Source organism: Enterobacter sp. CPE_E863, assembly GCF_046521465.1.
Taxonomy (GTDB): Bacteria; Pseudomonadota; Gammaproteobacteria; order Enterobacterales; family Enterobacteriaceae; genus Enterobacter; species Enterobacter adelaidei.
Map to the genome: position 1 here is coordinate 1,810,093 of NZ_JBKFZX010000001.1, position 19,686 is coordinate 1,829,778.

Annotated in this window: 21 protein-coding genes; 9 read left to right on the plus strand and 12 right to left on the minus strand. The window is 52.3% G+C overall.

Features of this window, described 5'->3' with window-relative positions; translation table 11 throughout:
- Nucleotides 1–17: 17 nt before the first annotated feature.
- Nucleotides 18–617, minus strand: a complete 600-nt coding sequence (locus tag ACLHV8_RS08945; RefSeq protein ID WP_129324549.1) for a TetR/AcrR family transcriptional regulator — start codon at nucleotides 615–617, stop codon at nucleotides 18–20.
- Between the two features lie 41 nt (nucleotides 618–658).
- Nucleotides 659–2,284, minus strand: coding sequence for a phosphoethanolamine transferase EptA (gene eptA / locus ACLHV8_RS08950; RefSeq protein WP_049006323.1), 1,626 nt, complete (start codon nucleotides 2,282–2,284; stop codon nucleotides 659–661).
- A 101-nt stretch (nucleotides 2,285–2,385) separates the two neighbouring features.
- Here eptA and ACLHV8_RS08955 point away from each other — a divergent pair, with 101 nt between their 5' ends.
- From ACLHV8_RS08955 to sodC, 3 genes are all read left to right on the plus strand, one after another.
- Complete coding sequence (locus ACLHV8_RS08955) at nucleotides 2,386–2,673, plus strand: DUF1289 domain-containing protein (protein WP_161788399.1); 288 nt, start codon at nucleotides 2,386–2,388, stop codon at nucleotides 2,671–2,673.
- Nucleotides 2,674–2,721: 48 nt separating this feature from the next.
- Nucleotides 2,722–3,618: an aldo/keto reductase family oxidoreductase gene (locus ACLHV8_RS08960; protein ID WP_049006321.1), complete on the plus strand. Its 897-nt coding sequence runs from the start codon at nucleotides 2,722–2,724 to the stop codon at nucleotides 3,616–3,618.
- Nucleotides 3,619–3,698: 80 nt separating this feature from the next.
- Nucleotides 3,699–4,217, plus strand: a complete 519-nt coding sequence (gene sodC / locus ACLHV8_RS08965; RefSeq protein WP_208593917.1) for a superoxide dismutase [Cu-Zn] SodC — start codon at nucleotides 3,699–3,701, stop codon at nucleotides 4,215–4,217.
- Here sodC and ACLHV8_RS08970 read toward each other — a convergent pair.
- From ACLHV8_RS08970 to ACLHV8_RS08980, 3 genes are read right to left on the minus strand one after another with little or no spacing between them, the layout of a single operon-like run.
- The gene (locus tag ACLHV8_RS08970) at nucleotides 4,196–6,229 is read right to left on the minus strand and encodes an FUSC family protein (RefSeq protein ID WP_208593918.1); all 2,034 of its coding nucleotides are present in this window, start codon (nucleotides 6,227–6,229) and stop codon (nucleotides 4,196–4,198) included. The two genes, sodC and ACLHV8_RS08970, sit on opposite strands and share 22 nt — an antisense overlap.
- Nucleotides 6,229–7,089: an HlyD family secretion protein gene (locus tag ACLHV8_RS08975; RefSeq protein WP_028017297.1), complete on the minus strand. Its 861-nt coding sequence runs from the start codon at nucleotides 7,087–7,089 to the stop codon at nucleotides 6,229–6,231. The genes ACLHV8_RS08970 and ACLHV8_RS08975 overlap by 1 nt, the downstream gene beginning before the upstream one ends.
- A 2-nt stretch (nucleotides 7,090–7,091) precedes the next feature.
- Nucleotides 7,092–7,328, minus strand: coding sequence for a DUF1656 domain-containing protein (locus ACLHV8_RS08980; RefSeq protein WP_028017298.1), 237 nt, complete (start codon nucleotides 7,326–7,328; stop codon nucleotides 7,092–7,094).
- Nucleotides 7,329–7,514: 186 nt separating this feature from the next.
- Between ACLHV8_RS08980 and slyA the strand changes: the two genes are divergently transcribed.
- Nucleotides 7,515–7,955 (plus strand): transcriptional regulator SlyA, encoded by a 441-nt coding sequence (slyA, locus tag ACLHV8_RS08985; RefSeq protein ID WP_028017299.1) that lies wholly within the window; start codon nucleotides 7,515–7,517, stop codon nucleotides 7,953–7,955.
- 34 nt (nucleotides 7,956–7,989) lie between these two features.
- On the opposite strand, the gene ACLHV8_RS08990 is transcribed toward slyA, so the two are convergent.
- Nucleotides 7,990–9,351: an MASE4 domain-containing protein gene (locus tag ACLHV8_RS08990; protein ID WP_410376863.1), complete on the minus strand. Its 1,362-nt coding sequence runs from the start codon at nucleotides 9,349–9,351 to the stop codon at nucleotides 7,990–7,992.
- 195 nt (nucleotides 9,352–9,546) lie between these two features.
- Entirely contained in the window at nucleotides 9,547–10,014 is a 468-nt protein-coding gene (gene slyB, locus ACLHV8_RS08995) for an outer membrane lipoprotein SlyB (RefSeq protein WP_008500578.1), read from the minus strand.
- A gap of 255 nt (nucleotides 10,015–10,269) precedes the next feature.
- On the opposite strand from slyB, the gene anmK reads away from it, so the two are divergent.
- The 5 genes from anmK to pdxY all read left to right on the plus strand — a co-directional run bounded on the left by anmK (nucleotide 10,270) and on the right by pdxY (nucleotide 14,853).
- A complete protein-coding gene (anmK, locus tag ACLHV8_RS09000) occupies nucleotides 10,270–11,394 on the plus strand; it encodes an anhydro-N-acetylmuramic acid kinase (protein WP_028017301.1) in 1,125 nt (374 codons plus the stop codon).
- A gap of 94 nt (nucleotides 11,395–11,488) precedes the next feature.
- Nucleotides 11,489–11,812 carry a C-type lysozyme inhibitor gene (gene mliC / locus ACLHV8_RS09005; protein WP_028017302.1) on the plus strand — a complete coding sequence of 108 codons (324 nt, stop codon included), beginning with the start codon at nucleotides 11,489–11,491 and terminating at the stop codon, nucleotides 11,810–11,812.
- Nucleotides 11,813–11,869: 57 nt separating this feature from the next.
- Nucleotides 11,870–12,526: a pyridoxamine 5'-phosphate oxidase gene (gene pdxH, locus ACLHV8_RS09010; protein WP_028017303.1), complete on the plus strand. Its 657-nt coding sequence runs from the start codon at nucleotides 11,870–11,872 to the stop codon at nucleotides 12,524–12,526.
- Nucleotides 12,527–12,651: 125 nt separating this feature from the next.
- Entirely contained in the window at nucleotides 12,652–13,926 is a 1,275-nt protein-coding gene (gene tyrS, locus ACLHV8_RS09015) for a tyrosine--tRNA ligase (RefSeq protein WP_208593920.1), read from the plus strand.
- Between the two features lie 66 nt (nucleotides 13,927–13,992).
- Nucleotides 13,993–14,853: a pyridoxal kinase PdxY gene (pdxY, locus tag ACLHV8_RS09020; protein ID WP_208593921.1), complete on the plus strand. Its 861-nt coding sequence runs from the start codon at nucleotides 13,993–13,995 to the stop codon at nucleotides 14,851–14,853.
- Between the two features lie 77 nt (nucleotides 14,854–14,930).
- Here pdxY and gstA read toward each other — a convergent pair whose 3' ends face one another.
- The 5 genes from gstA to rsxG all read right to left on the minus strand — a co-directional run bounded on the left by gstA (nucleotide 14,931) and on the right by rsxG (nucleotide 19,684).
- Nucleotides 14,931–15,536: a glutathione transferase GstA gene (gene gstA, locus ACLHV8_RS09025; RefSeq protein ID WP_028017306.1), complete on the minus strand. Its 606-nt coding sequence runs from the start codon at nucleotides 15,534–15,536 to the stop codon at nucleotides 14,931–14,933.
- A gap of 106 nt (nucleotides 15,537–15,642) precedes the next feature.
- Nucleotides 15,643–17,151, minus strand: a complete 1,509-nt coding sequence (dtpA, locus tag ACLHV8_RS09030; RefSeq protein WP_028017307.1) for a dipeptide/tripeptide permease DtpA — start codon at nucleotides 17,149–17,151, stop codon at nucleotides 15,643–15,645.
- 591 nt (nucleotides 17,152–17,742) lie between these two features.
- Nucleotides 17,743–18,378: an endonuclease III gene (nth, locus tag ACLHV8_RS09035; protein WP_049006313.1), complete on the minus strand. Its 636-nt coding sequence runs from the start codon at nucleotides 18,376–18,378 to the stop codon at nucleotides 17,743–17,745.
- Nucleotides 18,375–19,061 carry an electron transport complex subunit E gene (locus tag ACLHV8_RS09040; RefSeq protein WP_128347957.1) on the minus strand — a complete coding sequence of 229 codons (687 nt, stop codon included), beginning with the start codon at nucleotides 19,059–19,061 and terminating at the stop codon, nucleotides 18,375–18,377. The genes nth and ACLHV8_RS09040 overlap by 4 nt, the downstream gene beginning before the upstream one ends.
- A gap of 2 nt (nucleotides 19,062–19,063) precedes the next feature.
- Nucleotides 19,064–19,684 carry an electron transport complex subunit RsxG gene (gene rsxG / locus ACLHV8_RS09045; RefSeq protein ID WP_028017310.1) on the minus strand — a complete coding sequence of 207 codons (621 nt, stop codon included), beginning with the start codon at nucleotides 19,682–19,684 and terminating at the stop codon, nucleotides 19,064–19,066.
- Nucleotides 19,685–19,686: the final 2 nt, after the last annotated feature.

Genomic DNA, 19,686 nt, shown 5'->3' on the forward strand with positions numbered 1-19,686 from the left:
GTAAATAAAAACGCCTGTTAAACGCCAGGCGTAGTAATGCTGTTTTTCACATGTGCCAGTGCGCTTTCCAGCGGCACGGCACTGCGCGAAATCTTGGCCTGCAGATTAGCGCCCAACCAGAGGGCGTATAACACCTGCGCCTGGGTTAGCGGCTCACCGGGAAAGGCCAGCGTTTTCTCATCGCGGCCTTTCTCCAGTGCCTGAGCCAGCAGGGCGATAACACCACTGGCACCTTTATCCATTGCCGTGCGCATGTCTTCGGAGAGATCGCACACTTCAGCAGAAAGTTTTACCGTCAGACATCCGCTGATAATGCCCTGCTGGCAGAACTGGTTCAGCGTTTCCTGATAGTAGTTCAAAACACGATCGCGATAGTTACCTTTACCCGATGCAAAGTGGGTCGCCAGACGCTGGTGATAACCAGCATAATGACGCTCCAGCATTGCGACGCCAAACGCCTCTTTGGACCGGAAGTAGTGGTAAAACGACCCCTTCGGTACCTCAGCGGTTTTTAATAGCTCGCTCAGGCCCATACCGGTGAATCCGCGATGCATGCAAAGTTGCTCGCCGGTCGCCAGTAAATGTTCGCGGGTATCGTGTTCAGTATTTCTGCTCATGGCCGCACTCTAATAGACCGTTCGGTCTAATGCAAGCAAGTTTATTGACGACACGCGTGCAGAATATCCAGTTGCTGTTGATAAACCGTTGATTTCACGTCCATCATACCCAGTACAGTCGAGAACAAATTGTCCTGAGAAACCGCATTTTTTGCCGCATGGTCACGTAAACACTGCTCGTTGATGCCAAAATTTTTCGCATAGTCCGGTGACAACCAGAACATAAACGGAATGTGTGTTTGCTGTTCCGGTGCCAGCATGTACGGCGTGCCGTGCAGATAGATACCGCTTTCGCCCAGCGATTCGCCGTGATCTGAGAGGTAAATCAGCGCAGTGTTCATGCTTGCCTGTCGTGCTTTCAACGTATCAATCGTTTTACTGACCACGCTGTCGGTATACAGGATCGTGTTGTCATAGGTGTTTATCAGCGCCTGATGATCGCAATCCTGGATTTCGTTGGTGTCGCAGGTTGGGGTGAATTTACGGAAATTATCCGGATAACGGCGATAGTACGCGGGGCCGTGACTGCCCATCAGGTGGATAACCAGAACGGTATCTTGCTTTAGGCCATCCAGGACGTTGTCCAGGCGGTAGAAATTCACGTCGTCGATGCAGGACTTGTCTTTGCAGAACTGATCCAGTTTCCACTGCGTCATGTCGGTATGGGGGATGCGATCGCAGGCACCTTTACAGCCGCCATCGTTGTCGCGCCACAGCAGATTGATACCCGCATGCTTGAGCACGTCGAGCAGTCCTTCCCGATGATGAGCCAGGTCAGCATCGTATTTGCTGCGCGTCATGCCGGAGAACATGCAGGGAACGGATACCGCGGTTTCAGTACCACACGAGGAGGCTTGCGGGAAGTTAATCACATCCTGCTTTTTCAGTTCCGGGTTTGTTTCGCGTTCGTAGCCGTTCAGGGAGTAGTTCGCCGCGCGTGACGCTTCGCCGACGACAAGCACCAGAACGGTTTTCTTTTGCTGACCTGAAATCAAGGGTCCTTTGTGTGCATCTTCGCCAATCCGCACCAGCGTCTGATCGCCTGCAAACCAGCGCATTTTGCTGTACTTCATCACGGCACTGACGTAGTTCGCGGGGGTGACCATTTTGACAATGCTTTTGTTATTACGAAACAGCGACGCGTAATCTTTATAAAATACGGCGGCAATAAGGATAATCACCAGCAGGGCACCGAGCATTGCGGCAACGCGCATCAACAGGGCATACCACCATTTCCCGGTACGAATGCGGGTCAATACCAGCACTACGGATGGAATGAGACCGGCAACAACAATCCACAAAATCATCTGTGGCGTTACCAGGGCGGTGGCTTCCTGGGAGTTCGTTTCGAACACGTTCACGATCATGTTCTGATCGATAACCGCGCCGTAGGTGTACATAAAGTAGGTGGCAGCGGCGCACCCGAGCGTCAGCACAATCAGCAGCGGCTTGCGAATAAATGGAATATTGAGCAGGCTAAACACAATCACCCAGCCGCAAAACAGCACCAGCGGTACGGTAGCGGCAAAGAGGATATCGTGAAGATGAGCGGGGGCGATAATTGCCCAACTGCGTTGTATAAATAGCGCGTTTACCAGGGTAAAGAAGAGCGCACAGCCAAGAGTAAATTTAATGTCGTTACACTGTAACTTTTTAATTAACCGCATCGAATGAAAAACCTGTCATTTTAATGATGGGGCGAGTATAGAGAGGGAAGATTAGTGAAACCTTAATGCCACAAATCTGTGGTAAAGCCCTTGCACGCGGCATGTTTAACGTCTTCACTGTAAGTGATAGCGGTAATCTGGAGGTGAGTGTGGCAGAGCAACTGGAGTTTTTCCCCATCCAGAGCCCGTGCCGGGGTATTTGTCAGGTAGATGAACGTGGATATTGCCGCGGGTGCATGCGTACCCGTGATGAACGTTTCAACTGGCAAACCTTTAGCGACACGCAAAAACAGGAGGTGCTTCGACTCTGCCGACAGCGACTTCTGCGCAAAATACGCGCAAATAAAGCGGGTGAGGCAGAAGAACCCCAGCAACCTTCACTTTTTTAACACGGTAATTGCGTATACTCATGACATCACGTCCTTGAGGAAAATGTTATGGTTCAGCGAATTACCCTTGCCCCCCAGGGGCCAGAATTCTCCCGTTTTGTGATGGGCTACTGGCGCCTGATGGACTGGAATATGTCCCCCCTCCAGTTGGCGAGCTTTATTGAAGAGCATCTCGATTTAGGGATCACCACGGTCGATCATGCCGATATTTATGGTGGCTACCAGTGTGAAGCCGCGTTCGGAGAGGCGCTCAAGCTGGTTCCGGCCCTGCGTGAACGCATGGAGATCGTCACGAAGTGCGGTATTGCCACCACGGCAAAACCTGAGCATGCCCTCGGTCATTACATCACCGACAGTGCGCATATCATCAAAAGTGCTGAGCAGTCGCTGGTCAATCTGGCGACGGATCATATCGACCTGCTGTTAATCCACCGTCCCGATCCGCTCATGGATGCCGATGAAGTGGCCGAAGCGTTTCTGAATCTGCATCAGAGCGGGAAAGTCCGTCATTTTGGCGTCTCAAACTTTACCCCGGCACAGTTTGCGCTGCTTCAGTCGCGCCTGCCATTTACCCTGGCCACTAACCAGGTCGAGATATCCCCGGTTCACCAGCCGCTGCTGCTGGATGGGACGCTTGACCAGCTACAACAGCTTCGCATTCGCCCGATGGCGTGGTCGTGCCTGGGAGGGGGACGCTTGTTTAATGACGATGAATTCCAGCCGCTGCGCAATGAACTGGAAACCATCGCCCGCGAGCTCAATGCTGAGAGCATCGAACAAGTGGTGTACGCGTGGATCCTGCGCCTGCCGTCAAAACCACTGCCAATTATTGGTTCTGGTAAAATTGAACGCGTACGCTCTGCGATTGCGGCTGAAGAGCTGCAGATGACCCGTCAGCAGTGGTTCCGCATCCGTAAAGCCGCACTCGGCTACGACGTACCGTAAACCAGCAAAAAGTGACTTTCCGGTGAAATGTTTGCCCCTGGTATAAACTTAAGGGGCAAAAAATAACCCGTGGAGGTCATATGAAGCGTTTTGCTCTGGCGCTCGTCACGCTGGTAGTCTGCGCTGGTGCGCAGGCGGCCAGTGATGAAGTGGAAATGAATCTTGTCACCTCTCAGGGTGTGGGGCAGTCAATCGGAACGGTGAAAATAACCGAAACCGACAAAGGACTGGAGTTCGCACCCAACCTCAAAGCACTCCCACCCGGTGAACATGGTTTCCATGTTCATGCCAACGGTAGCTGTCAGCCTGCACTGAAAGAGGGAAAAGCCTCGGCGGCGGAATCAGCGGGCGGCCACTTTGATCCCCAACACTCCGGTAAACACGAAGGTCCGAACGGGAAGGGGCATCTCGGCGATCTCCCTGTGCTGGTGGTGAATAACGACGGGAAAGCCACGGAACCCGTCGTTGCACCACGGCTGAAAAAACTGGCTGAGATTAAAGGCAAAGCGCTGATGATCCATGTTGGCGGTGACAATATGTCCGATCGGCCTAAACCGCTTGGCGGTGGCGGGGTGCGTTATGCCTGTGGCGTAATTTGATCCCCAATGGTTCCAGGAGGAGGCGCTTGCTCCAGCTGCGACAGCGAGCAGTGCAGGCGCCAGATGATCGAGGCCAAATCTCGAGCAGCGGGCAAATGGTGCCGCGCGAGGGTATCGCAGATCCGCTGCAGCTCAGCCAGTGTGGCTTCGAGGGGGCGCTGCTGAACACCGCGTTCACTCATGACATCGCGTAGCAGGGAGATGCAAACATCCCGAACCTGTGAGAGGGGATCAGTGCGTGTTTCCCATACGCGAAGCTGCCAGACGACGTGTGAACAGTTCAACAGCACTACGCCCCAGCGCAACAGCCAGCGGCGGGAAAGTGCGTCCTGGCTGTTATTCAACTGGCTGACATGGTGATAAACCAGCGATTCATACTCATTTTCACTCAGATGCGGTTTACGACTGAGTTGGTCGACAAACCCCCGGCGTAACTCCCGGATGTGCCGACGACTCTTGCGCGCATCTGAACCGGGGCGTAACACCGCGAAGGCCAGCCAGGCCAGTCCGACACCGAGGATCTTCGCCAGGTTGTCATTGAGAAAACTGGCGTAATCGTAAACCGGCGGATTCGTCACGGAAATAAACGACCCCATAAAAACAATCAACTGTCCCCATAGCCCCGCCAGTTTGGGCATTTGCAGCTTCAGAAGCTGCATGGTGGTTAACAGCGGAAACAGAAACAGCAGGAACTGCCACAGGTCACTTATCTGCACCATCAGGCCGAACTTCACCACAAAACTGAACAACGACAGTAATACCAGGGTGCGCATCAGCAGCGTAAGAGAGTTAAACGGTGAGGCAGCAACGGAGTAAAGCACGCAGCTGATGGCAGCGAGCGTCAGGGCTGCCGTACCGGAGTCCCACTGCGTGGCAATGCTCCACGCCCCCACCAGCATCAGTGCGCAGAAGGTGCGAAAGCCGCTCCACAGTGCTTCGAGATAGTCTGTATGGCGTGCGAGCGCTGGACTACCCGGGACGTTGAATTCAGTCACCGGGGTGGCATTCTCGACGGCGCTAATCCAGCGGCTGCTTCGCAGATACAGCCGGCAGAAATAATTAAGACGCTGCCAGAAGGCGCGATGACGATAATCGTACTCATCGACCGGGGCGAGCGGCGCAATGATCTTCGCGACGGTGTAGATGTCCGCATCCGGGCGTGCAAGCGTTGCGAGCAGTACGTCAATCACCGCACGGGTGTTTTCTGGTGGCGTCGGCCAATTGAGTAACATCCGGCGCAGGCTGGAGATAGCGCTGGTCATGCGCAGCTGCTGGTGCAGCAGATAGTTAAGCAGGGTATTCTGACGGCGAAAGCGGTAATGGCTCCAGAAGGCCTGGATGCGTAACAGATTCATGGTCAGGATCTGCCCAATGACCTTTTCATGGGCGAGACGGATCTCATCGTTGGTATCAGGTTGCCACAGCAGGCTTGCGTGCTCCAGCAATCGGGCATGCATGGCTTTCAGCGCGGTGATGAGCGCGGTGCCGTCCGACGTACTGGGCAGGATCATCATCATAAACCCGCCGCTGAGGATACCGACAATCACTTCACAGACGCGCGCCTGAGCGATATCCCACAGTTCGGTGGTATCGAGTACGTTAACCACCGGAAAGGCAATGATGGCGGCGGTATAGCCCGCCAGCTGGAAAGCATAGGCGACGTTGTTGGTAAAATGAGCGCAGGCCCAGGTACAGCATCCCAGCCATGCCGCCATGCTCAGCAAGAACAGCCATGGATCGTTCAGCGTATGACCGGCGATAATTAACGCGGCACTGGCACCCAGCAGGCTGCCTACGATACGACCGAGGCTTTTACTGATAACACCTCCGACCGTGGGAAAACTCACCACCGCCGCAGAGGTCATCGCCCAGTAGGGTTCATCAAGGTTCAGGTAATAGGCGATGGTCAGCGCAAGACACATCGCGATGCCATTACGCAGCGCATAGCGCCACTGGGGACGCGTCGCTTTCATCCACGGCGTGTTACGCCAGGAGAGCACCTGCAGTTTCATTAACGGGTTCCGATGGAGACGGTACAGGTCGTGCCGGATACCAGGGTGATGTCCTGCGGTAGACGGTCAAACTCTACGCGAACCGGAACGCGTTGAGCCAGACGCACCCAGGGAACGTTCGGCTTAATGTCCGGTACCAGGCCGGAATCCGTTTCAACGCTTTGATCGTATATCGCCCGACCAATACTGGATACGTGACCCTGTAACTTTTGCGAACTGCTATAAAGGGTAATGGTTGCCGGAGAACCCTCGCGGATATGGCGAAGTTTGGTCTCTTCAAAATAGCCCACGACATAGAAGGAGTGGCTGTCGACGAGGGCAAACACCGGCTGTCCGGTAGTGGCATAGTTACCCACACGCGCTGAAAGGTTGGTCACCCATCCGTCGACAGGCGATGTTATAACGGTTTGGGTTAGCTCCCACTGGGCTTGTTTCAGCGTAGCCTCAGCCACATTGACGCTTGCCTGCATGGCCTTAACGTTGATATTCGCAGTATCTAAATCTTCTGCAGAGATATAATTTTGCGATAAATGTCGGCGGCGGTTTGCCTCGTTGTTGGCTTTCGCTAAGTCAGACTGGGCTTTTGCCAGCTGAGCCTGGGCATTCAGAATCGCAATGTGATACGGGGTATCGTCGATACGGAATAGCACGTCCCCCTTTTTTACATACTGGTTATCGTTAACAAGAAGCGCCGTGATACTCCCTGAAACCTGGGGAGTAATGCTGACCTGTTCAGCGCGAATTTTGCCATCACGCGTCCAGGGTGATTGCATATAAAAATTCCACAGCCACCAGCCTGCAACCAGCGCGAGAGCGAGGACAAACAACGTGGAAAAGTACTTCAGCGTTTTCAGGGGCATATTCACCACACCAGCAAGACAGCAAGACCCAGACACACGGAGAGGGCAAACAGGGAGAGATCCATCAACATGGGATGCCAGATTTCGCCGGAATACATCCAGTCACGAAGCAGACGATGTGCGATGAGCCAGAGAATAAAACCTACCAGTACGGCTTTAAACAGAGGCGGAAAGTAGACTGATGCACCGAAGATCAAGTCCTGAAGGGGCAAACCTTCTGAGTGATGAAAAAACGTCACAGGTAGAAATCCTTTGCAGTGAACAGAATGTCACAATGGCTTGTCTTAATATGATGAGGTATCACAATTCAGTGTAAGTCATACTTTTAAGTTCCATGAATGCAGTATTGCATTTGTTTTGGCAATATAAATGCTGCACACTATTCTAAAATCAGTATAATAACTTAGCAAGCTAATTATAAGGAGATGAAATTGGAATCGCCATTAGGTTCTGATCTGGCAAGGTTGGTACGCGTCTGGCGTGCTCTGATTGACCATCGCCTGAAACCTCTGGAATTGACACAGACACATTGGGTTACGCTGCATAACATTCATCAGCTGCCGCCTGAACAGTCGCAAATTCAACTGGCAAAAGCGATAGGTATTGAGCAACCGTCGCTGGTGCGCACGCTTGACCAGCTGGAAGAGAAGGGACTCATCTCCCGGCAAACCTGCGCCAGCGATCGTCGCGCTAAGCGGATTAAACTCACAGAGAAAGCGACTCCCATCATTACTGAAATGGAAGCCGTGATTACCAAAACGCGGGGTGAAATCCTCTCGGGTGTTTCTCCGGCGGAGCTTGAAATGCTCATCAGCCTTATTGGTCGCCTGGAACAAAACATCCATGAGCTGCAGTCGCGCGACTGACATTCCAAAGGGCCTTGCAACAGCAAGGCCTTTTTCATTTAAAGACAACTACGCGGTTACGGCCTGTCTCTTTTGCTTCGTACATTGCCTTATCGGCACTTTCCACGCACTCTTCTGCAGTAATCCCTGATGAGGTTGCCGTAAATACTCCCATGCTGATAGTGATCGGTTCTGGTGACTGCCCCTCGCTGCTGGCCTTATCAAAGCCGCTCAGATTGAGCCGTATGCGTTCAGCCACCTTGTAAGCCTCTTCTGAAGAGGTGTTAGCCAGCATCAGTACAAACTCTTCGCCACCGATACGGGCCGCAATATCTTGTGGGCGCACGGAATCCATCAGCAGATGAGCGACAAACTGCAACACTTTGTCTCCCTGGAGATGCCCATAGTTGTCGTTGATTCGCTTAAAGCGGTCGAGATCGCTGACGATAACAGAAACAGGACGACCGGCTTTGGCGATATCCAGGGCCTGATTTAATGATTCATAGAAATAACTGCGGTTATAAAGCCGGGTGAGCGGATCGCGAATCGAGTTCTGATACGATTGCTGATACTTTAAATGTGAGTCACGATACAACCTGAAGACATCATAAAGCAGAACAAAAATAATAAGCAGCGTAGCAACTGTTTCAAATAATCGGGCCCGATACCAGGCGATATCTTCAGCGTGTCCGCCAGCCAGTAGCATTGTCAGCGTCACAATATAACAGACGCATAAGAAATTACCGCCAACCCAGAAAAGGTTACGTACCCGGGTAATAAACATTAGTGTTGCTAACGTTACTATCCAGAGAACAATAAGAAGAATATTAATGGCCTGGCTCCAGAGAACCATAAATTGCCGGGTTTCATTATCGACAAGATCCAGTAATAACAGTGATGAATGACTGGAACAAAACCACGCCAGAGCCACCATAGAAACAGTAAAGATAAATCCGCCAGTCACGATGGAAATATGTGCCGGACGTGAAAGCGGGTAATCCCGGATGGTATAAAGCAAGGCTGAAAGGATGATGAGAACCGCCATGATAAGATGGCGGAACATAAAGAAGATCATGGCATCATTATAGTTAACTGCATTGAACTGATAGAGAGCTAACCAGGAAGGGAAGCTGGATAGCGTTCCTACCATCATCATCGCCGAGCCGGCAAAGGCTAAGGCAATTGCAATCAGATACAACCTTCTTCGATCACACCAGTATTTCATTGCCATAAAACAGGCAATAAACAGGTGAAATACCAGTAAGAAAATGGTCAGTGTAGGGAATAATAACGGAGAGAACGACGGTACCCGTTCGACAAGTTCTAAAAATAAACCCTGCAATAGCCCAATGACGGCAATGCAGCCGATACAGAATAAGAAATAACGGTTCTTCACACAATTATTCATCGCAAGCATATAAGTTTTAACAAAATTATAATAAATAAAAAAGGCAATTGCGATGAGTTTAACTAATGAGTTTTATAAATACTTTGCGCAGGAACAATATCAAGACTAATTAATAATAAGTTAAGTATATATTTGTGTGAAAGTATTAATTAATATTATATTTTTGTAAATGGATGTGGCCTGGTGACCACATCCAAAAACGAATTAACGTGGAGAAACGGTAACCTGGCTTCCGTTGCTCGCCAGAACAACGCGCTGGCCTGCAGAGAAACGCGTGCTACCTTGTTTCTGAACAACCATGATGGTGCTGCCATCATCTTTACGGATTTCCAGCTCTACACCCTGGGTTTTGTTCATCGCACCCTGAACGCCCTGGCCTGCTACACCACCGGCAACGGCGCCTGCTGCGGTCGCCAGAGAGCGGCCTGTACCACCGCCGACGGTATTACCCAGGAAACCACCCAGCACAGCACCGCCGATTGCACCCATCACGTTGTTTTCATCACCACCCTGGATTTGTACAGGACGGGCATTAACAACGGTACCGTAAGTCACATTCTGAACCTGTTTCGCTTCAGAAGCGCTGTAAACGTCGCCAGAAAGTGAACTGTCATTCACACAGCCAGCCAGAGTTAAACCAATCAGCGAAACGCCCAGTACACGTAAAATCATTTGAATCTCCTGTTCACCAAAAACGCCCGATTGAGGGCATCCGTTATGGCTAAATTATATGGCATAAGGGGCCATAGTTCATATCTTTGCACTAACAATGGGAAAATTGTACTTGAATTTGACTTAACGAGACATAAACAGTCTTCGCACGTGTTACCCGTCTGACATTGTTAAAAAATATTATCGCCGGATAGCAAAGCAGCGCTGTTTATGGTTGAGTGGATACTCTTAGCCCACGCAACGTAAGGAAAGCGCATGAAATCGGGTCGCTACATTGGTGTGATGTCAGGCACCAGTCTGGATGGGGTAGATGTCGTTCTGGCCGCCATTGATGAAAACATGGTGGCGCAGCAGGCGAGCCTGACCTGGCCAATCCCCATTTCACTGAAAGAGGATATTCTGAGTATCTGTCAGGGGCAGCAACTCACCCTTTCCCAGCTAGGGCAGCTCGATGTACGCCTGGGAGCGCTGTTTGCTGATGCGGTACAGGCGTTAATGCACAAAGAACATCTTCGTCCACAGGATGTGGTTGCCATTGGGTGTCACGGACAAACTGTCTGGCATGAGCCAGGTGGCGAAGCACCGCATACCCTGCAAATTGGTGATAACAACCAGATTGTGGCAAAGACCGGTGTAACGGTGGTGGGCGATTTTCGTCGTCGCGATATTGCGCTTGGAGGACAGGGTGCACCGCTGGTGCCCGCTTTCCATCAGGCTTTACTGGCGCACCCTTCAGAACGCCGTATGGTGCTCAATATTGGTGGTATCGCCAACCTGTCCATGCTCATCCCGGGACAGCCCGTACGTGGCTACGATACCGGCCCGGGCAATATGTTAATGGATGCCTGGATCTGGCGTCAGTGCGGTCAACCGTATGATAAAAACGCGGAGTGGGCGAGCGCGGGTAAAGTGATTATTCCGCTGTTGCAGTCCATGTTAAGCGACCCTTATTTTGCACTACCGGCACCGAAAAGCACGGGGCGCGAATATTTCAACTATGGCTGGCTTGAGCGCCAGCTGGCGCAATTCCCGGCACTCGCGCCGCAGGATGTCCAGGCAACACTTGCTGAGTTAACGGCCGTGTCGATATCTGAACAGGTGCTTCTCAGTGGCGGATGCGAACGTCTGCTGGTGTGCGGGGGAGGAAGCCGAAATCCGCTGGTGATGGCGCGTCTTGCCGGGCTACTGCCGGGTACAGAAGTCACGACGACAGATGAAGCGGGTATCAGTGGAGATGATATGGAAGCGCTGGCCTTTGCATGGCTTGCCTGGCGCACGATTGCCGGGCTACCGGGCAATTTACCGTCGGTAACCGGTGCGCGTGAGGCGAGCGTCCTTGGTGCCATTTTCCCGGCCAACCCTCGTCAGAATCAGAGTTAACTGAAATTCAGCGTCGCGTATTGTCGTTAGAATGGAATAAAAACAGGAGGGCAGTCACGCCCTCCAGGACCAGGAAAGTCGTCGGAATACGCTCATGAAAAAACTTCTTCTTATTGTCGCGCCTTTGTTGCTGTCAGGATGCAGCGTCTATAACCAACTCGTTGAGCGTATGCAGACCGATACGCTGGAGTATCGTTGCGATGAAAAGCCGCTGACCGTTAAGCTGAATAACCCGCGCCAGGAAGCCAGTTTTGTGTACGACAATAAATTGCTGACCCTGAAGCAGGGCATCTCGGCCTCCGGTGCACGTTATACCGATGGTATCTATGTCTTCTGGTCGAAAGGGGACAGCGCCACGGTCTACAAACGTGACCGTATCGTGCTGAACAATTGTCAGCTGGAAAATCCGAAGCGTTGAGATTTTTACAGGGGCGGCGCACAATAGCGCCACCCAATCTCAATGTCAGCTAACGCCATGTCAGATAACGACGAACTGCAGCAAATCGCGCATCTGCGCCGTGAATACACCAAAGGTGGCCTGCGTCGCCAGGACCTTCCCGCTGAACCCCTCGTGCTTTTTGAACGCTGGCTGAAACAGGCTTGCGAAGCGAAACTGGCCGACCCAACGGCTATGGTTGTCGCAACGGTCGATGAAAACGGTCAACCGTATCAGCGCATCGTATTGCTCAAGCATTATGACGAGAAAGGTTTGGTGTTCTACACCAACCTGGGCAGTCGCAAAGCACATCATCTGGAAAACAATCCGCGTATCAGCCTGCTGTTCCCCTGGCATATGCTGGAGCGTCAGGTCATGGTGACAGGCAAAGCGGAACGTCTCTCGACGCTGGAAGTGGTGAAGTATTTCCACAGCCGTCCGCGCGACAGCCAGATTGGTGCCTGGGTTTCAAAACAGTCGAGCCGAATTTCAGCTCGAGGCGTGCTGGAAAGCAAATTTCTTGAGCTGAAACAGAAGTTCCAGCAGGGTGAAATCCCTCTGCCGAGTTTCTGGGGCGGTTTCCGCATCCCGATTGAGCAGATGGAGTTCTGGCAAGGGGGCGAACATCGCCTGCACGATCGCTTTTTATACCAGCGCGACAATGGCGGCTGGAAAATCGACAGACTGGCACCGTAATCCCCGAAATTTGTTGATTTAAGCGCTAGCGCACACCGCGCTTGCGCTTTATTCTATGGTACTTTCGCATCAGGCGAAAAGTCGTGTACCGGCAAAGGTGCAGTCGTTTATACATGGAGAATTTGATGGCAAGCAGTAACTTGATTAAACAATTGCAAGAGCGGGGCCTCGTGGCTCAGGTGACGGACGAGGAAGCGTTAGCAGAGCGACTGGCGCAAGGCCCGATCGCGCTCTATTGCGGCTTCGATCCCACCGCTGACAGCTTGCATTTGGGGCATCTTGTTCCATTGTTATGCCTGAAACGCTTCCAGATGGCGGGCCATAAACCTGTTGCCCTGGTTGGCGGTGCGACAGGTCTGATTGGTGACCCAAGTTTTAAAGCCGCTGAGCGTAAACTGAATACCGAAGATACCGTGCAGGAGTGGGTGGATAAGATCCGCAAACAGGTTGCACCGTTCCTCGACTTCAACTGTGGTGATAACTCCGCCATTGCCGCTAACAACTATGACTGGTTTGGCGGCATGAACGTGCTGACTTTCCTGCGTGACATCGGCAAGCATTTCTCTGTTAACCAGATGATTAACAAAGAAGCCGTGAAGCAGCGTCTGAACCGTGATGACCAGGGTATCTCCTTCACCGAGTTCTCGTACAACCTGCTGCAGGGTTATGACTTTGCCTGTCTGAACAAACTGCACGGTGTTTCCCTGCAGATTGGCGGTTCTGACCAGTGGGGTAACATCACCTCCGGTATTGACCTGACCCGTCGTCTGCACCAGAACCAGGTCTTTGGTCTGACCGTTCCGCTGATCACCAAAGCCGACGGGACCAAATTCGGTAAAACCGAAGGTGGCGCGGTATGGCTTGATCCGAAAAAGACCAGCCCGTACAAATTCTACCAGTTCTGGATCAACACGGCTGATGCCGATGTATACCGCTTCCTGAAGTTCTTCACCTTTATGGACCTTGAAGAAATCAATGCCCTGGAAGAAGAGGATAAAAATAGCGGTAAGGCGCCACGTGCACAGTACGTGCTGGCGGACGAAGTGACCAAACTGGTTCACGGTGAAGAAGGTCTGGCCGCGGCAAAACGTATCACGGCAAGCCTGTTCAACGGCACACTGAGCGATCTGAGCGAAGCGGACTTCGAACAGCTGGCGCAGGACGGCGTGCCAATGGTCGAGATGGAAAAAGGTGCTGACCTGATGCAGGCGCTGGTGGACTCCGAGCTGCAGCCTTCCCGTGGTCAGGCGCGTAAAACCATCGCGTCCAACGCTATCACCATCAATGGTGAGAAGCAGTCCGACCCGGAATACACCTTCACTGACAGCGATCGTCTGTATGGTCGCTACACGCTGCTGCGTCGCGGCAAGAAAAATTACTGTCTGGTCTGCTGGAAATAATTAAAAGTAGCCAGGGGCGTGGGAAACCACGCCCCTTTTGTTTTTACAGGGTTTGGTAAGAAAAAAATGAAGAACATCCTCGCCATTCAGTCCCACGTTGTTTTCGGACATGCTGGCAATAGCGCAGCGGAATTTCCAATGCGCCGCCTCGGTGCCAACGTCTGGCCGCTCAACACCGTACAGTTCTCCAACCACACGCAATACGGCCAATGGACCGGCTACGTAATGCCGCCTTCACACCTCACGGAAGTTGTGCAAGGTATTGCCGATATCGGCCAGCTCAAACGTTGTGACGCGGTACTGAGCGGTTATCTCGGTTCAGCAGAGCAAGGAGAGCATATCCTCGGTATTGTTCGCCAGGTGAAAACGGCAAACCCAGCGGCAAAATTCTTCTGTGACCCTGTTATGGGCCATCCGGAGAAAGGCTGCATCGTGGCACCGGGTGTCGCAGAGTTTCATGTTCGCCATGCGCTGCCCGCCAGCGATATCATTGCGCCAAATCTGGTCGAACTGGAGATCCTTTGCGAGCATCCCGTTAACAGCGTAGAAGAGGCGGTAAGCGCGTCCCGCGAGCTGATAGCTCTGGGGCCAAAAACTGTGCTGGTGAAACATCTCGCGCGTGCAGGGCTTAGTAAGGACCGTTTTGAGATGCTGCTGGTGACGAAAGACGATGCCTGGCATATCAGCCGTCCGCTGGTGGATTTTGGCCCACGTCAGCCGGTAGGGGTTGGGGATGTGACCAGCGGTCTGCTGTTGGTGAAACTCCTGCAGGGTGCAACGCTGCGAGATGCCCTGGAGCATGTCACCGCGGCGGTATACGAAATCATGATTGCGACGAAAGAAATGCAGGAGTATGAATTACAGGTCGTTGCGGCACAGGATCGTATTGCTAAGCCGGAACACTATTTTAGCGCAACGCAGCTTTAAAATATGCCGGGTGGCGCTGCGCTTACCCGGCCTACTCAACCCGTAGGCCCGTGCAAGCGCAGCGCCGCCGGGCGATGTTAGTTAAGACCTTCCGCTTTCAGCGCTGCAGCTACCGCAGGACGTTCTGCCATGCGTGTCATATACGATGCAATATGGTCTAACCCTTCCAGGTTCAGCTTAACCGCGCGCGCCCAGCGCAGTACGGTAAACAGGTACGCATCGGCAATTGTGAAACGCGAACCACAAATCCACTGGTCGTCTTTCAGCGATTCGTTAACGTACTGCAGCTTTTTCTCAAGAAGCGCACGCAAGGTGGGTTTGTACTCTTCTGGCGTATCGGGACGGAACAGCGGCGTAAAGCCTTTGTGCAACTCGGTCGCAATGTAGTTCAGCCACTCCAGCGTTTTATAGCGAGAAACCGTACTTACCGGTGCCAGTAACTGGCGATCGGGCACGCTATCTGCCAGAAACTGCATAATCGCCACACCCTCGGTCAGCAGAGTACCGTCATCCAGCAACAGTGCCGGAACTTGTCCCTTCGGGTTGATGGCAAGAAAATCATCACCGTTTTCCAGACGTTTTTTCATCAGATCAACGCCATCCAGCGTAAAATCTTTGCCGCTCTCGCGCAGGGTAATATGGGAAGCAAGAGAGCACGCGCCCGGTTTATAGAACAGTTTCATCGGTAACTCCTTTTTTGCTGAGGTTTCAGCTATGTTAGTGCGCGAACGGGTAAAAAAAAAGCCGCTAATGCATTAGCGGCTTCTGTTATGTCGTTTCTCAATGATATTACGCGGTAGCGGTTTTAGTCGCTTTAGCGGTCTTGTCGTCGTCCTGAGTCATACGATTCAGTTTCGGTGCCGTCAGCAGCATCAGAGCAGCGATGACTGCTGTAGCGATACCAATCTGCATGAATACAGTACCGTAGACGTTCAGAGAGACCAGTGGGTCAGTGACGTTATCCGGAACGGCCATCAGGTTTGCAATCTTACCTGCAATGATTGCTGCGCCGGCAGTGGTCAGGAACCAGCTACCCATAATGAAGCCCATCAGACGCTGTGGTACCAGCTGTGCAACCATCGCCAGACCCAGACCGGAGATCATCAGTTCACCGATAGACTGCAGAGCGTAGCTCAGGATCAGCCAGTTAACGGAAACGATACCTGCATCAGTCGCGAATTTGGTACCCAGTGGCAGCACCAGGAAGGCGCCGGAGCACAACACCATGCCGATGGCAAACTTGTGCGGCATTGGCAGACGGTCACCCATCTTGTTATAGATAGCGGCCAGAATTGGGCTGCCAATCATAATCCAGAACGGGTTCAGGGCCTGATACTGCTCCGGTTCGAATGCGATACCCAGAATTGAGTGCTCAACGTTACGAATGGCGAAGAAGTTCAGAGAGGTTGGCATCTGGCTGTACAGTACGAAGAAGATAATCGCTTCCAGCATCAGAATGAACGCCACAATCATCTTACGACGCGCGGCACCCTGCATGGCGAAGGCTTCTTTTGCGAAGATAATCACGATACCCAGTGCAACCACACCCAGAACCGCACGTGCGATACCCTGGTTGTGCAGCAGCCAGGTCGCGATTGCAGCAAGGATCACAACGCCTACAATGGTCGCCAGCAGTTTACCCACATGTACGGGTTCGAAGTCAGGTTTTGAACCGTAGTTTTTAACCCAGCGTTTGCAGAAGGCAAAGTTGACAACGGTGATCAGCATACCGACCACGGACAGGGAGAACGCCACGCTCCAGCCGAATTTAGCGGCCAGCCACGGTGTTGCCAGCATGGAGAAGAAGGAACCGATGTTCACGGACATGTAGTACATGGTGAATGCACCGTCCAGACGCGGGTCATCTTTGCTGTAACAGGTAGAGAGCAGGGAAGACGGGTTCGCTTTGAACAGCCCGTTACCCACGGCGATGGTCGCCATGCCCATATACACGACAGCAGCATCATGACCAGACCACGCAACCAGCGCATAACCGATTGCCAGTACAATGGCACCCAGCATGATAACGCGTTTAGTACCGAGAACTTTATCACCCAGCCAGCCGCCGATTGCGACCAGACCGTAAACCAGAGCACTGAAGGAGGAGAACAGCGTGATGGAATCGGCTTCGGACATACCCAGCTGTTTTACCAGGTAAACCGCCATGATCCCTTGCAGGCCGTAATAACCAAAACGCTCCCATAACTCGATAGAGAAGATGAGATAGAACGCTTTTGGTTGTTTAAAAGCGTTAAGACTTACGCTTTCATCTGTTGGTTTATTGTTTGCAGTAGACACATATACCTCTTTTTTTACATCCCATATTAACGGGGGTGTTCATAGCGTGATGGCCGTAGTCAATACGCCTTATAGTTATTTTGGGAGGAGAAACGGCGGGTAATGTTCACTATCCTGCTCCATCTGGCAATACGTTTGTAATAATCTGTTACATATATCTTGGGTGGTATAATCGTCGGTTTATATAAATGTTATTCAGCGTTAAATTTCATGCAATGAGTAAAGGTAGTTTTTTCGACTGGTAATGACCGGTCATGATTAGGTTTTGGCGATATGTTCTGCTATTTGCCGCCTGGTGCAGTGATATAGCCCATATTCTGAAAAATAGCTGGTCTTATCTACGGTGATGGGAGAGGTGTGTCTTGTCAGATAAAGGGTTTAGGCCGATTTTGACAACAAAAAATCAACATGAAGTTATCAGGGTGATCGCGATCACAGATATATAGAAATTTTTGGATATAAAAAAACTATTAACCTGTTTGAGCGTTAAATGGCCGAACAAGTGACAAGCCAGGGTAAGCAACAGGCGGACAAATAACGGCCAAAAGAAGAGCGTTTGGTAGCCCTTCTTTTAGCGGGGGAATTAGTCGATCAGGGATACACTTTTTCTTTGTATTCGCAGAGATCTTCAATGATGCAGGAGCCGCAGCGAGGCTTACGGGCAATGCAGGTATAACGCCCGTGCAGAATCAGCCAGTGGTGGCAGTCAACCTTAAATTCGGCAGGAACCACTTTGAGCAGTTTCTCCTCAACCTGCTCGACATTTTTGCCGGGTGCGAAGTTGGTGCGGTTAGATACGCGGAAGATATGCGTGTCGACAGCGATAGTCGGCCAGCCAAATGCCGTATTTAGCACAACGTTCGCGGTTTTTCGACCTACACCGGGTAACGCCTCAAGCGCCGCGCGATCTTCCGGCACTTCGCCACCGTGCTGTTCCAGCAGGATCCGGCAGGTCTTAATCACGTTCTCCGCTTTGCTGTTAAACAGGCCGATGGTTTTGATATAAGACTTCACGCCTTCCACGCCCAGTTCCAGCATGGCCTTCGGCGTATTGGCAACAGGATAGAGCAGGGCGGTGGCTTTATTGACGCTTACATCGGTAGCTTGTGCAGAGAGCAGCACGGCGATCAGCAGCTCAAACGGGGAGTTAAAGTTCAACTCTGTCGTCGGGTGTGGGTTCTCGTCCCTCAGACGAGTCAGGATCGCAATGCGCTTTTCTTTATTCATGAGGCCTTCTCGGGTATCCCTTCCTGGACGCTGCGCTCTGCCGCGCGGCGCTTACGTTTCTCATCAATCAGGTATTTTATCGCCAGCATCATGCCGAGGCCAATAAATGCGCCTGGCGGCAGCATGGCCAGCAGAAATGGCGTATCGGTGTGGAACACTTCAATGCGCAGCGCCCTGGCCCAGCCGCCCAGCAGCGCGTCTGCACCGTCAAACAGCGTACCGTTGCCGAGGATTTCACGTATTGAGCCCAGCACAAACATGGCTCCCGTGGCGCCCATACCAATCGAAAAACCATCCAGCGCCGACATGGCCGGACTATTTTTCACCGCGAAGGCTTCCGCGCGTCCAACCACGATACAGTTGGTGACGATAAGCGGAATAAAGATGCCCAGCGACTGATACAGACCGAATGCGTAAGCGTTAATCAGCATCTGGACGATACTCACGACCGAGGCAATGATCATGACGTAAATCGGAATACGGATTTCCGACGGCGTCCAGCGGCGCAGGGCTGAGATGGAGAGGTTGGTCAGGGTCAGTACCAGGGTGGTCGCCAGACCCAGACCAAGCGCGTTGGTGGCGGTGGAGGTGACCGCCAGCAATGGACACATTCCCAGAAGCTGTACCAGCGCGGAGTTGTTCTTCCACAACCCCTGGACAATAACTTCTTTAACCTGGCTCATGATTACTCCTCACAGGCCGGAAGATTGTTGATGTGCGCGGGCAGCGTTTCAGCATACAGCCCGGCTCGTTTTACGGCGTTAACCACGGCGCGTGGGGTGATGGTCGCCCCGGTGAACTGGTCGAACTCGCCGCCATCTTTCTTCACCGCAAAGGCAGTATCTCCTTCGCCATGAATCACTTTACCGGCAAAATGCAAAATCCAGTCGCTCAGACGGGTTTCAATTTTATCGCCAAGACCCGGCGTCTCATGATGTTCCGTTACGCGGGTGCCCAGTATCGTACCGGAGAAATCGCTGCCAACGAGCAGTTGAATGGCACCGGAATAGCCATCGGGGGCGGTCGCTTCCATCACCGCGCCCACCGGTTTATCCCCTTTACGGGCGATAAAGACGCGATGTGCGCCTTTGCCTAACTGCGGTGCCTGGACGATGAAACAGCTTTGCTGCAGGTCATTATCGTAGAAATCAGACGGGATCACCTGATCGAACAGCGCTTTTTGCTGCTTCGAAGCCTGTTCTTCGATGGTCGTTTTGGTCAACGAATTCACCAGTGCCGTCAGCCCAGTCAGGACCGCGGCGAAGACAGCCAGCGTAACGCCGTGTTTTTGCATTGTTTTTAACATGG

Excerpts from the sequence above, each read along its gene's own strand:
- ACLHV8_RS08955 (WP_161788399.1), top strand. The coding sequence starts at position 2,386 with ATGTTTAACGTCTTCACTGTAAGTGATAGCGGTAATCTGGAGGTGAGT.
- anmK (WP_028017301.1), top strand. The coding sequence starts at position 10,270 with ATGAAATCGGGTCGCTACATTGGTGTGATGTCAGGCACCAGTCTGGAT.
- ACLHV8_RS09040 (WP_128347957.1), bottom strand. The coding sequence starts at position 19,061 with ATGAGCCAGGTTAAAGAAGTTATTGTCCAGGGGTTGTGGAAGAACAAC.
- ACLHV8_RS08990 (WP_410376863.1), bottom strand. The coding sequence starts at position 9,351 with ATGCTTGCGATGAATAATTGTGTGAAGAACCGTTATTTCTTATTCTGT.
- pdxH (WP_028017303.1), top strand. The coding sequence starts at position 11,870 with ATGTCAGATAACGACGAACTGCAGCAAATCGCGCATCTGCGCCGTGAA.
- sodC (WP_208593917.1), top strand. The coding sequence starts at position 3,699 with ATGAAGCGTTTTGCTCTGGCGCTCGTCACGCTGGTAGTCTGCGCTGGT.
- tyrS (WP_208593920.1), top strand. The coding sequence starts at position 12,652 with ATGGCAAGCAGTAACTTGATTAAACAATTGCAAGAGCGGGGCCTCGTG.
- ACLHV8_RS08975 (WP_028017297.1), bottom strand. The coding sequence starts at position 7,089 with ATGCCCCTGAAAACGCTGAAGTACTTTTCCACGTTGTTTGTCCTCGCT.
- slyA (WP_028017299.1), top strand. The coding sequence starts at position 7,515 with ATGAAATTGGAATCGCCATTAGGTTCTGATCTGGCAAGGTTGGTACGC.
- eptA (WP_049006323.1), bottom strand. The coding sequence starts at position 2,284 with ATGCGGTTAATTAAAAAGTTACAGTGTAACGACATTAAATTTACTCTT.
- ACLHV8_RS08960 (WP_049006321.1), top strand. The coding sequence starts at position 2,722 with ATGGTTCAGCGAATTACCCTTGCCCCCCAGGGGCCAGAATTCTCCCGT.
- ACLHV8_RS08945 (WP_129324549.1), bottom strand. The coding sequence starts at position 617 with ATGAGCAGAAATACTGAACACGATACCCGCGAACATTTACTGGCGACC.
- slyB (WP_008500578.1), bottom strand. The coding sequence starts at position 10,014 with ATGATTTTACGTGTACTGGGCGTTTCGCTGATTGGTTTAACTCTGGCT.
- ACLHV8_RS08970 (WP_208593918.1), bottom strand. The coding sequence starts at position 6,229 with ATGAAACTGCAGGTGCTCTCCTGGCGTAACACGCCGTGGATGAAAGCG.
- pdxY (WP_208593921.1), top strand. The coding sequence starts at position 13,993 with ATGAAGAACATCCTCGCCATTCAGTCCCACGTTGTTTTCGGACATGCT.
- rsxG (WP_028017310.1), bottom strand. The coding sequence starts at position 19,684 with ATGTTAAAAACAATGCAAAAACACGGCGTTACGCTGGCTGTCTTCGCC.
- nth (WP_049006313.1), bottom strand. The coding sequence starts at position 18,378 with ATGAATAAAGAAAAGCGCATTGCGATCCTGACTCGTCTGAGGGACGAG.
- gstA (WP_028017306.1), bottom strand. The coding sequence starts at position 15,536 with ATGAAACTGTTCTATAAACCGGGCGCGTGCTCTCTTGCTTCCCATATT.
- mliC (WP_028017302.1), top strand. The coding sequence starts at position 11,489 with ATGAAAAAACTTCTTCTTATTGTCGCGCCTTTGTTGCTGTCAGGATGC.